Source organism: Aquimarina ulvae (genome assembly GCF_053613295.3).
In genome coordinates this window covers 397640-412384 of the sequence record NZ_JBSIBP030000004.1, presented here as the reverse complement: position 1 = coordinate 412384, position 14745 = coordinate 397640, and the positions used below count along the sequence as shown (strand labels likewise).

17 protein-coding genes and 1 pseudogene are annotated in these 14745 nt (G+C 32.7%); 11 read left to right on the top strand and 7 right to left on the bottom strand.

The genetic code is table 11. The features are described 5' to 3' along the window. Positions 1 to 107: 107 nt before the first annotated feature. From ACWGOQ_RS11590 to ACWGOQ_RS11565, 6 genes are all read left to right on the top strand, one after another. Positions 108 to 1334 carry a DUF4856 domain-containing protein gene (locus ACWGOQ_RS11590; RefSeq protein ID WP_452058380.1) on the top strand — a complete coding sequence of 409 codons (1227 nt, stop codon included), beginning with the start codon at positions 108 to 110 and terminating at the stop codon, positions 1332 to 1334. A gap of 106 nt (positions 1335 to 1440) precedes the next feature. Then, on the top strand, positions 1441 to 2553 hold the full coding sequence (locus tag ACWGOQ_RS11585) for an imelysin family protein (RefSeq protein WP_452058039.1): 1113 nt from the start codon (positions 1441 to 1443) through the stop codon (positions 2551 to 2553). 18 nt (positions 2554 to 2571) lie between these two features. Next, a complete protein-coding gene (locus ACWGOQ_RS11580) occupies positions 2572 to 3933 on the top strand; it encodes an HTTM domain-containing protein (protein ID WP_452058040.1) in 1362 nt (453 codons plus the stop codon). Further along, positions 3914 to 6385: a TonB-dependent receptor domain-containing protein gene (locus tag ACWGOQ_RS11575; protein WP_452058041.1), complete on the top strand. Its 2472-nt coding sequence runs from the start codon at positions 3914 to 3916 to the stop codon at positions 6383 to 6385. The genes ACWGOQ_RS11580 and ACWGOQ_RS11575 overlap by 20 nt, the downstream gene beginning before the upstream one ends. A 94-nt stretch (positions 6386 to 6479) precedes the next feature. After that, positions 6480 to 6992, top strand: a complete 513-nt coding sequence (locus tag ACWGOQ_RS11570) for a PAS domain-containing protein (protein WP_452058042.1) — start codon at positions 6480 to 6482, stop codon at positions 6990 to 6992. Between the two features lie 192 nt (positions 6993 to 7184). Further along, positions 7185 to 7517: a hypothetical protein gene (locus ACWGOQ_RS11565; RefSeq protein ID WP_452058043.1), complete on the top strand. Its 333-nt coding sequence runs from the start codon at positions 7185 to 7187 to the stop codon at positions 7515 to 7517. Positions 7518 to 7634: 117 nt separating this feature from the next. Here the strand turns inward: ACWGOQ_RS11565 and ACWGOQ_RS11560 are convergent, their stop codons facing one another. The 4 genes and pseudogenes from ACWGOQ_RS11560 to ACWGOQ_RS11545 form a co-directional block, all read right to left on the bottom strand. Next, complete coding sequence (locus ACWGOQ_RS11560; protein ID WP_452058044.1) at positions 7635 to 7883, bottom strand: AprA-related methyltransferase; 249 nt, start codon at positions 7881 to 7883, stop codon at positions 7635 to 7637. A gap of 110 nt (positions 7884 to 7993) precedes the next feature. Continuing rightward, the gene (locus tag ACWGOQ_RS11555) at positions 7994 to 8167 is read right to left on the bottom strand and encodes an AprA-related methyltransferase (protein WP_452058381.1); all 174 of its coding nucleotides are present in this window, start codon (positions 8165 to 8167) and stop codon (positions 7994 to 7996) included. Continuing rightward, positions 8156 to 8281, bottom strand: a pseudogene (locus tag ACWGOQ_RS11550) (hypothetical protein); the annotation flags it as partial. The pseudogene ACWGOQ_RS11550 and the gene ACWGOQ_RS11555, both read right to left, overlap by 12 nt. Positions 8282 to 8404: 123 nt before the next feature. After that, the gene (locus ACWGOQ_RS11545; protein ID WP_452058045.1) at positions 8405 to 8668 is read right to left on the bottom strand and encodes a DUF1456 family protein; all 264 of its coding nucleotides are present in this window, start codon (positions 8666 to 8668) and stop codon (positions 8405 to 8407) included. Between the two features lie 103 nt (positions 8669 to 8771). On the opposite strand from ACWGOQ_RS11545, the gene ACWGOQ_RS11540 reads away from it, so the two are divergent. The 4 genes from ACWGOQ_RS11540 (at position 8772) to ACWGOQ_RS11525 (ending at position 11015) form a co-directional block, all read left to right on the top strand. After that, a complete protein-coding gene (locus tag ACWGOQ_RS11540) occupies positions 8772 to 9173 on the top strand; it encodes a TerB family tellurite resistance protein (protein ID WP_452058046.1) in 402 nt (133 codons plus the stop codon). Positions 9174 to 9383: 210 nt separating this feature from the next. Then, on the top strand, positions 9384 to 9815 hold the full coding sequence (locus tag ACWGOQ_RS11535; RefSeq protein ID WP_452058047.1) for an Hsp20/alpha crystallin family protein: 432 nt from the start codon (positions 9384 to 9386) through the stop codon (positions 9813 to 9815). A 165-nt stretch (positions 9816 to 9980) separates the two neighbouring features. Then, entirely contained in the window at positions 9981 to 10835 is an 855-nt protein-coding gene (locus tag ACWGOQ_RS11530) for an SPFH domain-containing protein (RefSeq protein WP_452058048.1), read from the top strand. A gap of 3 nt (positions 10836 to 10838) precedes the next feature. After that, positions 10839 to 11015, top strand: coding sequence for a type II toxin-antitoxin system antitoxin (locus tag ACWGOQ_RS11525; protein WP_452058049.1), 177 nt, complete (start codon positions 10839 to 10841; stop codon positions 11013 to 11015). A 67-nt stretch (positions 11016 to 11082) separates the two neighbouring features. On the opposite strand, the gene ACWGOQ_RS11520 is transcribed toward ACWGOQ_RS11525, so the two are convergent. Continuing rightward, entirely contained in the window at positions 11083 to 11553 is a 471-nt protein-coding gene (locus ACWGOQ_RS11520; RefSeq protein WP_452058050.1) for a hypothetical protein, read from the bottom strand. A 382-nt stretch (positions 11554 to 11935) separates the two neighbouring features. Here ACWGOQ_RS11520 and ACWGOQ_RS11515 point away from each other — a divergent pair, with 382 nt between their 5' ends. Then, a complete protein-coding gene (locus ACWGOQ_RS11515; RefSeq protein WP_452058051.1) occupies positions 11936 to 12388 on the top strand; it encodes a DUF1569 domain-containing protein in 453 nt (150 codons plus the stop codon). 73 nt (positions 12389 to 12461) lie between these two features. Here the strand turns inward: ACWGOQ_RS11515 and ACWGOQ_RS11510 are convergent, their stop codons facing one another. Together ACWGOQ_RS11510 and ACWGOQ_RS11505 are read right to left on the bottom strand one after the other, a co-directional pair. After that, positions 12462 to 12965, bottom strand: a complete 504-nt coding sequence (locus tag ACWGOQ_RS11510) for a DUF7079 family protein (protein WP_452058052.1) — start codon at positions 12963 to 12965, stop codon at positions 12462 to 12464. A gap of 745 nt (positions 12966 to 13710) precedes the next feature. Then, positions 13711 to 14637 (bottom strand): M28 family metallopeptidase, encoded by a 927-nt coding sequence (locus ACWGOQ_RS11505; RefSeq protein WP_452058053.1) that lies wholly within the window; start codon positions 14635 to 14637, stop codon positions 13711 to 13713. Positions 14638 to 14745: the final 108 nt, after the last annotated feature.

Genomic DNA, 14745 nt, shown 5'->3' with positions numbered 1-14745 from the left:
AGTTTATTTAGATTTAATATAAATAAAATTTGTGAAATATGTTTTGATACATATATTTGCACTCATAGAAACTAACTATTTATATTAAGTCTAAATAAAACATAATGATGATAAAAAATCTAACGAGAATTATATGTGTATCAGCAGCCATTGTTTTGGGTTCGTGTTCTTCCGATGATGATGCTACACCAATTGTTCAGATAGAAGCGCCAGCTACTTACGAATTTGAACGTGATGGAGAAAGTACAGTAAGTTTTAGTGGGCAAACTACCAGAATTGCAATGGCAGAAGTTATTGTTAGTGAACTTACTAATAATACAAACACCGAAACGACTATCGATGGTATGTTTGATCATCAGGAAAACAACAATGATTTTGACGATGCTGATTTGAACGCCTCCGATAAAAATGTACGTAGTAAAACCGCAGCCAGCACAGATTATTTTGCCGCAAATACTACAGACGCTGCAGCTATTAAAGCAGATTTTGATGGATGGATTAAGAATCAGGTAGATGAGGTCTTTCCTAATTGGGCTGTGATGGCCACTGCAGGTAATCCGGGAGTTTTGCAAGAAGGGGGAGCTGATGGGGCTAACAGATATGTAAATGCCAAAGGTTTAGAATACAATCAGGTATTCGCAAAAAGTTTAATAGGAGCTTTAATGACTGATCAGGCCTTAAATAATTATCTGGGAACTGCCGTTTTAGATGAAGCTGATAATATAGCTAATAATGATAGCGATATAGTAGCTGAAGGAAAACCATATACTACTATGGAACATAAATGGGATGAAGCCTATGGGTATTTATATGGTACTTCAGTAAACCCTGCAAACCCGAATACTTCTATTGGGCAAGATGATAATTTTCTAAATAAATACATAGGTAGAGTGGATGGAGATACAGATTTTGAAGGTATCGCAGCAGAAATCTACAATGCATTCAAATTAGGAAGAGCAGCAATTGTTGCAAAAAATTATACCGTTCGTGATCAGCAAGCTGTAATTATTAGAGAAAAAATATCTGAAATTATCGCCATAAGAGCGGTATATTATTTACAACAAGGCAAAACTAAGTTAGAGGCGAGCACAATTGATTATGCAAGTGCATTTCACGATCTCTCTGAAGGGTTTGGGTTTGTTTATAGTTTACAGTTTACCAGAAGATCGGATAGCAATGCTGCTTATTTTACAAGAACAGAGGTGCTGGATTTAATTAATACGCTAATGGAAGGTGCTAATGGCCTTTGGGATGTAACACCTGCTACTTTACAAACGATATCAGAAACTATTGCATCCAGATTTGATTTTACAGTAGAGCAGGCTGGTAGCTAAAAATTAAACAAAAGATAAAGTGACAAAAAAAAGAGGACGGAAGTTATATCATTCCCACCTCTTTTTTTACATTTGCAAAGATTTATTAAGAATAAATAAAAATAAGATGAAGAAGTATCGGTTTCTAATAGTTGTTTTGGTTCTTGTTATTGCTTCGTGTTCATCAAGCGATGATGGAACAGGAGCAACTGATAATTTTGATAGAAAAGCTATGTTGGAGAATATAGCAGATCATATTATTATTCCTGCATATCAAAATTTTTCTGCCGATATGGTGAACCTGAAAACAGCAACTTCTAATTTTGTAAACACTACAGAGGAGGCTAGTTTGGTTTCTTTAAGAGAAGCATGGTCTGCAGCATATATTTCTTGGCAGTCAGTAAGTATGTTTGAAATAGGAAAGGCAGAAGATTTGTTGTACAGAGATTTTTTAAATGTATATCCTGTGGATGTCAACAGTATTGAGAATAATATTTCTTCAGGAGGTTATGACCTTACTTTGGTGTCTCTACAAGATGAACAGGGATTTGGAGCTCTAGATTATTTACTTAATGGTCTATCTGATACTGACGCTTCGATTGTTGATTTTTATACCGATCCTTCCAATGGGAATGATTACAAAAAATACATAACGGATGTCGTGGATAGGATGAATGATCTGACCTCTCAGGTAGTAAATGATTGGACAGCAAGATATAGAGATACTTTTGTAAACAATAGTGGGTCGTCTGCAACCAGTTCATTGGATAAGTTGGTAAATGATTTTATATTCCATTACGAAAAGCATTTGCGTGCAGGTAAGATAGGTATTCCGGCGGGTGTTTTTTCTGGTACTCCTTTGGATGATAGAGTAGAGGCACGCTATAAGGGGGACTTGTCTAAAACACTATTTGATGCCAATCTCGATGCATTACAAGATTTTTTTAATGGGAAACATTTTGATGGTATTCGTACTGGAGAAAGTTTAAAAACCTATTTAGATTTTCTGAATACGATTAAGGGTGAAGAAGATCTAAGCACGTTAATAAATAGCCAGTTTAATGTGGCGAGAACTACGGCAAGTAACTTAAATGACGATTTTTCTGTACAAGTTAGAACAAATAATAATCTTATGTTGAATACGTATGACGAACTTCAAAAAAATGTGGTTTTTCTAAAAGTAGATATGCTTCAGGCTATATCAGTAAATGTTGATTTTGTTGATGCTGATGGGGATTAAATTTATTGTAAACATTGCATGAATGACCATCTAATTACATATTTTAAAAAGAATACAGAGGCTGCACCACTTGCAGTCTTTCGTATTTTTTTTGGTGTAATGATGTTGATTAGCATCATTCGTTTTTGGAGTTATGGTTGGATAGAAAAATTATATATCAAGCCTTCTTTTTTCTTTTCTTATTATGGTTTTGATTTTATCAAACCTATAGGTATCTATACTTATTTTATTTTTACCCTATGTGGTGTTTCTTCCATATTTATAGCTATTGGATTTAAATATAGAATCGCTATAATAACATTTTTTCTGAGTTTTACTTATATAGAATTAATGGATAAGACTACCTATCTCAATCATTATTATTTTATAAGTATCCTGAGTTTTTTACTTATTTTTTTACCAGCGAATGCGTATTATTCTTTAGATGCCAAAATAAAAAAACGGTCTTTCCAGAGAATTCCTGTCTGGACAATTGATACGATAAAATTATTATTAGCGATTGTCTATTTCTACGCGGGTTTAGCTAAGCTAAATTCTGATTGGTTACTAAAGGCAATGCCTCTTAAAATTTGGTTGCCGTCCAAATACGATATACCCTTAATTGGAAATTTAATGCAACAAGAATGGGTGCATTATGCATTTAGCTTTACGGGTGCGATTTATGATTTAATGATTCCATTTTTGTTGTTATACAAAAGAACCAGAATTTTTGCTTTTGTGATGGTAGTTGTGTTTCATGCTTTTACAAGAGTGCTTTTTCCTATAGGAATGTTTCCATATGTTATGATTATTGGGGCATTAATGTTTTTCGATCATACTATTCATCATAAGATATTACATTTTATCTCCAGAATATGTAGCATTGATAAAACATATTTTGATTCAAAAAATGTTTTAAAATTAAGCCGTACTAGAACCAAAATTGTAACTTCAGTATTAGGATTTTTTTTCGTAATTCAATTACTTTTGCCATTTCGATATGTGTTGTATCCGGGAGAATTGTTTTGGACTGAAGAAGGGTACCGTTTTTCTTGGAGAGTAATGTTAATGGAAAAAGCTGGGTATGCCAATTTTAAGATTGTAGATAAAGAAACAGGAACGAGGTTTTATGTAGATAATGATGATTTTCTTACGCCTTTTCAACAAAAACAGATGGCTACGCAGCCTGACTTCATTCTGGAATACGCTCACTATCTTAAAACACATTTTGAAAATCAAGGACATAAAAACATCCAAGTATTTGTAGAAAGTTATGTCGCGCTTAATGGAAGATTGAGCAGTCAATATATTGATCCTAATGTGGATCTAGGAAAACAAAAAGAGTCATTTAAACATAAAATGTGGATTATTCCATTTAAAGATGAGATTAAGGGATTGTAACGTAGTTATCTTTTTTTTATTGATAACTACAATCATTTCGGCGCAGTATACAATTAAAGGAGTTGTAAAAAATCAAAAAAACCAACCTGTCCAAGGCGCGGAGGTATACAACAGAACTACGGGAGAGCAAACCATCACAAGAGGTGATGGAGTTTTTGAGTTTGTAGATATACCGGCTGGTCAGTATTTTCTTGCTGTATTCAGTTTTGATTATGTGATTTTGGAAGAACAATTCACAGTAACTAATGATATCGATGTAAATCTGGTTCTAACTCCGTTAGGAGAACAATTGTCTGAAGTAGTTGTAACGCAACGACGAGAGAAAGTATTTGGGCTTAAGCAGCTAAAACCCGTAGAAGGTACTGCAATTTATGCAGGTAAGAAAAGTGAAGTAGTATTGCTAAGCAATGTTCAGGGAAATTTGGCTTCCAACAATGCCCGTCAAATTTACGCACAAGTAGCGGGATTAAATATTTACGAAAATAGTTCGGGAGGACTACAACTTAATATTGGAGGTAGAGGGCTAGACCCTAATCGTACGGCTAATTTCAATACACGACAAAATGGATATGATATAAGTGCGGATGTATTGGGATATCCAGAAAGTTACTACACGCCACCTGCAGAAGCGATTGAAGAAATACAAGTAGTTCGTGGAGCAGCTTCTTTACAGTATGGAACGCAGTTTGGAGGATTGCTAAACTTTAAAATGAAGAGGCCAAATCCAAATAAAAAGATAGAACTAATTTCTCGTCAGACCTTGGGTTCTTATAATCTTTTTACGAGTTTCAACAGTTTGGGAGGCACCATCGGGAAATATAGTTATTACACCTATTTTAATTATAAAAAAGGCGATGGCTTTAGAGCCAATTCTGAATTTGATTCTAAGAATGCTTATTTTCATTTAGGATACCAGTTGTCTGACCGAACAAAGTTGACAGGAGAATTTACATATTTAGATTATTTAGCAAAACAACCAGGAGGTTTAACGGATACCCAATTCAATTTAGATCCAACATTCACTAATAGAACTAGAAATTGGTTTGATGTAAACTGGAAGTTATTTGCCCTGAAGCTTACACATGAGTTTTCTGATAAAACTGATTTTAGCTTTAACTTATTTGGACTAGATGCTTCGAGATCTGCCGTTGGTTTTAGAGGAATTCCTGGTAGTCTTAATACAAACCCTATTACCGATGTAGATGAAGTAGATGGATCCGGTAATTTTGTAAACTCCAGAGACCTCATTGTCGATAATTTTAGGAATTGGGGTGCAGAAACGCGATTACTTACTAGATATGAATTATGGGATGAAGAGTCTGTGTTTCTTATCGGTTCAAAGTTTTATAAGGCTTCTAATGATTCAAGACAAGGGTCTGGAGGTCTTGGAACGGGGCCTGACTTTACTTTTCAAGATGAAGATTTTCCCGATTATCCCAATCAATCTTCTTTTGATTTTCCTAATCTTAATTTGGCTCTTTTTGGTGAAAATATATTCAAGTTATCTCATAAGTTTTCAGTAACTCCCGGATTTAGATTCGAATATATTAAAACTGAGAGCGAAGGAGCTTTTAATGACGTAGTTTTTGATAATGCTGGAAATCCTATCGCTAATAATAAAGAAACAGATAACAGAGAATTGGATCGGTCTTTTTTTCTTTTTGGAATAGGATCAAGCTATAAATTCAATAACTCTCTAGAGGGATATGCTAACATTTCACAGAACTACCGATCAATCACTTTTAGCGACATAAGAGTGGTAAGTCCAACATTTAGAGTTGATCCTAATATTGGAGACGAAGAAGGTTTTACTGCGGATATTGGAATACGTGGCAGAGTAAACAATGCGGTGTCCTATGATATAAGCTTTTTTGGATTAGTGTATAACGATCGAATTGGAATTGTGTTCAATGATAGAGCAGAGCGCGTAAGAGGAAATATAGGAGATGCATTTATATATGGTGTAGAGAGTTTTGTAGATTGGAATATTTGGAGCACATTCTCAGGAGATAATGAAAACTATAGGTTAAACTTGTTTGCTAACACTTCTTTTACTACTTCAGAATACACATCATCCGACCTTTCCGGAGTCGAAGGAAACAAAGTTGAATTTATACCAGAGGTTAACCTGAAAACGGGACTGAAATTTGGTTACAAAAACTTCCTTGCAAATATTCAATATACCTATCTTTCAGAGCAATTTACAGACGTTTCTAATGCAGCTGCTGCATTAGACGGCGATAGTAGAAATGGTATTATAGGAGAAATACCCTCCTATTCAATTGTGGACATATCATTATCCTATACCTATAAAATGTTTAAACTGGAAACAGGTATCAACAATTTATTAGATGAACGTTATTTTACACAAAGAGCTACAGGCTATCCAGGTCCAGGAATTATTCCTTCCGACCCGCTAACTTGGTATGCTACCTTACAATTTAAATGGTAGTTTATATAACTTTTAACTTTTGTTTACTTATATAATTAACTTTTGTTCAATGGATGGTTTTGGATTTAATTAATAGTTTTGAAAAAAACACGTTATGAAAGAGTTCGAGGGATATGATACCATGATGGCAGCATACTATAATACTACTCATGCTTTGGTTTTACCCCTTTCTTCTTGGGAATTTTATGGAGAGCATAATTGGTTTTTGAATAGTTTTAAAAATGATCTAGATTCATTACATAAGATTACCAAAAGGTGGGATTTTGATAATAATTATTATAATGAGTTGGTATATAAAAAGTCAGTAATTGTTATTACCAATGTCGATCTTAAAATTGTATACGCTAGTCACAACATTGAAAAAATGAGTGGATATACACCTGAAGAGGTGATAGGAAATTCTCCAAAAATGTTTCAAGGGGAGCAAACGGATCTAAGAGCATCTAACATTATCAGAAAAGCAGTTGATAACCAAGAATCTTTTGAGGTCTCTATTGTTAATTATAAGAAAGATAAATCAACATATTTATGTCATATTAAAGGATTCCCTGTTCGTGATAAACGAGGAAAACTAGTAAACTATATAGCTTTCGAACAGGCTGCATAATTGTAGGATTAGTATGCTATCGTTACCTTCACATTTTTGAGTAGTTTGGTTTTTAGAATCCACACCATTTTTTTTAACTCTGTAAACTATCGTTTGTTAGTTTGTTAATCTGTTGTTAAACATTATTATCAACTGTAACAAAGCTTGATCTCTATTCGTCATATAAATATAAATCAATAAAAAACGAATAGAATGAAAAAATTAAGTGTTATGCTGTTAGCAGCAGCATTTGCAATCAGTAGTTTGGCAAGTGCAAGTACAAAATCAACAGAACCGGAAACTAATTTTACCAAAGAAATTAAAGAGTTATTAAAAAAGCCTTCGTTCAAAGTTAACGATGAAATCGAAGCGAGTGTTACCTTTACCTTAAATGACGAAGGTGAGATTGTAGTGCTTTCTGTCGACTCTGATAGTGATGTAGTAAAGGGCTTTATTAAAAGTAGATTAAACTATCAGAAAATCAAAACAAAGTTTGATACTGGTATTAAATTTTATACAATGCCGGTTCGTTTAGTAGCGTCGTAACGTATAGTTTTATGAAAAGAACAATCCCGGATTCATCACCCGGGATTTTTTATGCAATTTGATCCTTTATTAACATAAAGTCTAATTATAAATTAACTGTATATTTTTTTTCTGTGATTAATGTATACTAACAGTAGCTAAATCAGAATCAGGAAATTTGGAAAAATACTCAGAATTACTTTGTACTCCTGCTTCTTCAAAAATCTTAAGAAAGGATGCTATTTCTAGAATGTATTGATCAGAAAATTCATGATTGGCATCATAAGCTATAGCTGCAGTACTACCAATATTTTTAGCAGCAATATCGGGAGGTCTCGTGTGTAGTTCTATAAGGATTAGACAAACTTGGCAATATACGCCACCCATTTATCAAAACGATGTTTTAAGTTACGTTCTACATTGTTAGTACCCAATAATTTCCCTCTAAACGCAAAAGCTCCTGTAGAGCAGCTTGGAGCATCAAGATTTGATATCTGTTATGATCCAGAAATGTGCGTGCAGATTGTAAGTTTTTTAGAGCTATATTGTAATTTTCTTTTAAAACCTTTTTCCAAAACATCAGGATCGCTAATGTCACTCCATATAACTTTTGTCCATATATCTGCTTGTATCAAACTAGCCCTGGTGACTTTAAGATACCCGTAATTTATCTTAAACTCTTCTGTAACTTCTGATATGTTAGCGTTTTTGTGGAGTACGAGATAGTCAGTAACTTTGTTTTTCAATAAAGCGTACGTCACGGGAACAATAGCAATTCCGTCTAAATGCTTAAATAATTATTCCCGAAATAGCTGTTTTTCCTTTTTTGTTAATACGTATACTTAATTGATGAGTTATTGAGTGATTCTACTCATCCAAATTAAGCATTTATTTTTTGAAGTCGATACCTAGATTTGTTTATTCCCAGATGGTTTGATTTTTTTCTCGGGCATAGGTCCTCTGAGGTGAATAATAAGACCATTCAGGAAATTACGTAGAATTTGATCCCCACACTCCATATACTTTGGGTGATTTTCATTTCTAAAAATGGCTCCAAGCTCACTTTTAGTAACTTTAAAATCAACCAGAGAACAGATTTTTACAATATCATCATCACGTAATTTGTGTGCTACTCGCAATTTCTTAAAAATATCATTGTTCGTTAATCCCATAAAGCAAAGGTACTTTTTTAAATGACATGAGGAAAAAAATATCGTTTCTGTTCCATAACAAATATGTTTATATGATATTTGTAAATGTTAAATTGAATAATTAATGTATAGTAAGGAAGAGAAATTGAGTTTGTTATCCGAAATGATCGAATTTGCAAAGGCTGATAAGAAGATAAAAGATGAAGAGTATAATTTTATTTTGGCAGTAGCTTCGCAATTAGGAATAACAGAACAAGAGATCGGTCATCTTGTACGCAACGAAGCAGAGAAGAAAAGCCTGAAATCAGAATCGGAAAGAATATTACAGTTTCATAGGTTGGTTCTTTTAATGAATGTCGATCAGGAAAACACACCATCTGAATTACATAAAATTAAAGAAATGGGATTACGTATGGGCTTGCGGTCAGAAGCAATAGATGCAGTGTTAAAAGAAATGCATAATCACCCGAATAGAGTAATTCCACCACAGGAATTGATTGCTATCTTCACCAGGTTTTACAATTAAGGTGTTAAAGCCCAGCGAATAAACATGTAGCCTTCAGAATTTTATCGAAGGTTTTTTTATGCGATTTTGTCATTAAAACAAAGAATTTTTGACAAAATGTCATTTATTCAACTCGTAAAAATGACAAAATGTCTCATAAGTAGTAATGGAACTTTAATTGCTATATACTCATTGAATTTGAATTATAGAATAACTTAAAAATATAAAACAATGAGTTTAGTAAAAAAAACAGACAGATTACCATTTATTTTTGAAGACATTTTTAACACGGATTGGTTTGGTGGAATTACAAACGAGAACAAGTTAGGTTTTAGTACTCCAGCTGTAAATGTAAAAGAAAATGACAATAATTTTGTTATCGAACTTGCTGCACCTGGATTGGTAAAAGAAGATTTTAATATAGAATTGGATAATGATGTATTAATAATTTCTTCTGAAGCTAAAAATGAAACCACAGAAGAAAAGGATAGTTACACCAGAAAAGAATTTAGTTACAGTACGTTTAAGCGTTCATTTACCTTGCCGGATACTGTAAACAGCGGTGATATTCAAGCTTCTTATGATAACGGAATTTTATCCGTTACACTTCCGAAAAAGGAAGAGGCTAAAGTACAACCCAAACGATTAATAGAGATTTCATAAGTTGATTTGAAGTTAGAGTTAGTTAATGTTACGAAAACGCCCTTATTAAGAGGGCGTTTTTTTTAGGAATCAATGGTATCAAAATATTTTTTTGATTTATTTTTTAAATACTGTATGAAATTTAATTTTTATTTTGTATCATTATGATATCAAAATGATATTATTATGAATAAAGAAAAAAATATTAAATCGATTAATGGATATGTAATGCTATTGTTTCTTTTATTGTTATTAGTAGGTACAGTTGGGGGAGTTATAATCACAAAGAACTTTCTATTCTTGATCTTTATAATAGCTGTGATTTTTATTATGAAAGGTTTTTTTATAGTAAATCCAAATGGTTCTAAGGTGCTTGTGCTTTTTGGAGATTACAAAGGAACTGTTAGAGAAAATGGATTCTTCTGGGCAAATCCTTTTTACACTAAACAACGAGTTTCATTAAGAGCACGAAATTTCTATAGTGAACGTGTAAAAGTAAACGATAAAATTGGTAATCCAATATTGATTAATGTAATTTTGGTTTGGAAAGTTAGCAATACCTATAAAGCGGCATTTGATGTAGATCTTTATGAGGATTTTGTAAGAGTACAAACAGATGCAGCTGTTAGAAAATTAGCAGGTTCGTATCCTTATGATAATTTCAATGAAGGAGAAGCAGAAGTAACATTACTCTCTGGTTTGGATGAAGTTAATGAAGCATTAGAAACTGAAATAACAGAACGGTTGGCAATCGCCGGAATAGAAGTTATGGAGGCCAGAATAGGATATCTAGCGTATGCACCAGAAATTGCGAATGCCATGCTAAAAAGACAACAGGCAACTGCTATCGTTGCCGCGCGTAAGAAAATAGTCGAAGGAGCTGTAGGAATGGTTGAAGATGCTTTAATTCAGCTTTCTGAAGATAAAATAATTGATTTTGATGACGATAAAAAAGCTTCTATGATAAGTAATTTAATGGTCGTTTTATGTGGAGATAAAGATGTAACTCCCGTAATCAATACAGGAACTTTACATTCTTAATTTATGAGTAAAAAAAAATCATTTGTGCTACGATTATCTCCAGAAACTTTCAAATTGATTGAAAAATGGGCAGATGATGAGTTTCGTAGTGTGAATGGTCAGTTAGAGTGGATGATCCATAAAAGTCTTAAAGATGCCAAGCGACTTAAGCCTAAGCATAAACTTGATAATACAGAATAAAAGATAACAATATTAAAATTAATCATCTTTTGAAAAACATCCTTTTGCTAAGGTTGATTTATAAGTGTTACAGTGTATTTCCGTAATAACAATCTTCCGAAAGTGCTTTAGAATAACTAGTTTTAGTTTTTAGATCCATAATAAGATATGTTTCTTTTTTGAGTTTGATCTCTATACTATTTTGTTTCCAGAATACTTTTATATCTTTTGATTTAAGGTTTTTGATATAACTATACTTGTTTGCAAAAGCAGTGGTAAGCGGTGGTGCATTTCCATTTTTGGTAGCTTCTTTTGGGCTGATTGTAATGGATTCAGGATCAACAACAGAACAAAGAAATCCATCAAAATCAATACCTTGCATATCCTTATTTAAAACATATACCCATATAGAATATTCATCCTCTTCGATCATTAAAGTTCTTCCTGATACAGGGTCAGTAGAGGTAATAAAAATACCATCTACAGTTCTTGGAGATCTTGTTTTTGGTGTGCCAATAGCAAACACACTAGTGAATAGTGATAATAATATTATTTTCATTTGGACGTATTTCATATTTAATTATGACTATTTCAAGTGATATACTTGTAAGTCATAAATCTATAAGCCCAAAAAAATAATGAAAATCCGGATGGCGAGTTTTTTATATTAACAACATATCCGGATGAAATGTGATAATGTGCGAAAATAAGAAATTAATGTACAAGTTCCCTCAATTATCATCTTAAAAATTTGTGAGATTTCCCCTTCGTTTCTTGTCAAAGCTTACAGTATTTTTGAGAAAAGTAATTAATGTGGTGTTTTTTTTAGTTAAAATTTTGAGCGGATACAATGAAAACAGTTTTTTAGCGTTGTTTGTTATTTGTAACTTGACTTTCTGGGGTATGGACAAGGAGATAATAAGGATGATACGAAAGTGTTTATGGATACCCAATTATACGATATTGCTTATTTGATTCAGTTTAGAGACCATTTAAATATGAAGGTGTCCAGCGTATCGGTGGCTTGGCATCTGGATCATAGTCTTAAGGTTATTAATAAAATTCATAATGTGCTTGAGAATTCTGATCCTTCTTTATATGAGAAAAATTTTAGTATAGCACGTATTTTTTCATTTACTTTTAACTACATTCCCAGAAGTCGTGCAAAGTCTCCGGCAGCAGTATTGCCGCCTAAAGTGATTAAAACGGAAGATTTATTAACGCAATTAGAAAATGCAAGAAAAAACTTGTCTAATTTATCAAGTTTAGGTGCTAATGTTAATTTCCTTCATCCTGTTTTTGGCCAGCTGAATAAAAAACAAACTAAACGTTTTTTACAAATACATACCAAACACCATTTGAAAATTATTCGTGATATTTTGGGAAAGGAATAATTTGTAAATTTTCAACGCGAATTAAAGTCGTATTTGTGCAGAGAAACTCTTGGTTTATAAATGACTTTTTTTATCATTTTTCAAGTTTTTTGGTACGTTTTTCTATTTCGATTGCGTGCTTATAAAAATTTCTAAATTTTTCTTGGTTATATTTTGCACGCATTGCCGATAAAACATCAAAAAGAGACAAGCTACACCACTCCCATAGCATAGTATCAAAGTTATACTTGTGCATCTGTTTTTTAACTTCATTTCTAATGTTATAAACCTCTGTTTCCTCGAAACCGTTTTGAAGAAGCCTATCCATAGTCAAAGCATCGTTTTCTTTTGTAAATTCGGTATCAAGATATGGTTCCAGAATCCAATCCCAATTCCAACAATATTCGGATAAAGGGATATTATTTCTTTCTGCAAATATTTTTAACGCTTCTTTTTTGTCGGCTGACATTAAAACAATATCGTTTTTTAAGTGAATTTTTAGGGTACCAACATCAATACAGATAGTATTAATTTCTGTAGCTTTAATTAGTTTTGTTGGATAAACGGTAGAAGGCTCAAAGGGGTAATTAAATATCAATATGGTATTTTCAAGGATTTTTGAATCACCAAGTTTGCAGAGTAGACTACGGCACCTTGGGAGATTATTCTTGAATTTAAATATGTTTTTGAAATACATCAAAATGTGTTATTGGTTTAAAAAAGTAATTGATGAAAACAATCTAGTAATTTCTAAGTTTTCATATATATTGTCTTCGTCTGCTGTTTTATACTCTGGTGATCGCTATGATAATATAACATCTTCCTATCAAATAGTTCCCGCGAGTAATTACCTTCTGTAGTGTTGGCTTTGATACTAAAAACAGAAATAAGAGTAGGTTTTCTTAATAACACTGTTGTTTTTTTAATATTATAAAACATTCTTTTTAGTTTGTTCTAAAACCCAGTTATCTCTTTGCGTTTTCTTCAGGAGAAAAAATCCCAAAAATAAGATAAACACACTAATTAGTATTCCGAGACCTCCCAAGTTTTCTTGTAGATGGTTTTCCATTAACTCTTTTCCAAAAGTATCAGTAATTAGGATAAGGAATCTAATGAGAGACCAACAAATAAGCAATATCGCCCAGGTTTTTAGCACTAGTTTTAAGAGTTTTTCTATTTTTCGTATAAAATATAAAATGAGAATTATTGAGATGGATAGTATTAATGGTACATAACTACCTAATATTGCATATTGAATACCTTTAAACAAAAACAGGGATAAAGACCATGCTAGTATGATAAAATATATTCGACTATTTTTATATAGTTTGGTGCCTTCCATATTAATTATCGGTTACTAATTGTTGTATGACTTCAAAAACAAGTTGCGTAGTGGATGCTATATATTCAAAATTCACTGTGTCAAAAGTATCCTCTTTAGTGTCTTTAAATGGTGAAGTGTCTCCATGTGCATATTCTTCTGTAATTCCGACTGCGGTAAATCCCAAGTCCCTGAATGATTGATGATCTGTAGAGTTTACTTTGGTAATGTGAATCGGAATATTCAATTGATCCGCCTGAATTTTGTACAATTCTTCTATTGCTAAGGTTGGTAGTTCTAGTTCTACTGCTTTGTCGCCATCTTTGTCCCACCCGATTTGATCAAAAGTATGTACAGAATGCACATTAAAATTGTTTTTTGCTAAGTATTTAGCAAATGCACTGCTGCCAACCAGATCTTCTTCTTCCTGATCAAAAAACACAATGATCAAATTTTTATTTCTGGACGGGATCTCTGTTAACTTTTTTATAACTCCATAAAGTACTGCAATGGCAGCCGCATTATCATTGGCTCCCGGACAATTACGAGCGGTGTCATAATGCGCTCCCAATACTATGTATTCGTCAGAGCCTGTTTCGGAAGGTACGATAGTAAATAGGTTCGTTCCATTAAATGGACTGACTAATAAATCAATAAATGGATTTGTATTTGGTTCTTGGTAATGATGTTCTACTGGAGTTAAATTTAATTGTTTGATAATCTCAGAAATATACACTCTTGCGATTAGCTTTTCTTTTTGGGTTGTTCTGCTGTTTATGAAATACTTGGTATTACCTACATTTTCATTTCCGGTAAGAACTGAAACTATGTTGATTTGCGCATCTATCGTTTTTAAGGGTAATTTATTAGCGGTAAGCTCTATTTGGGGAGTAGTATTACAACCAAATAAGATAATTAAAAGAATCTGGAAATAAATTGGCTTTATCATAAAGGTTTATATTATTTCTTGTCGTTATTCGTAAAGATCCATGCAGCGGTTAAAAATAATTAATTACAATTGAAATCTGAACACTATAATTAGATTAGGGACAGTTTT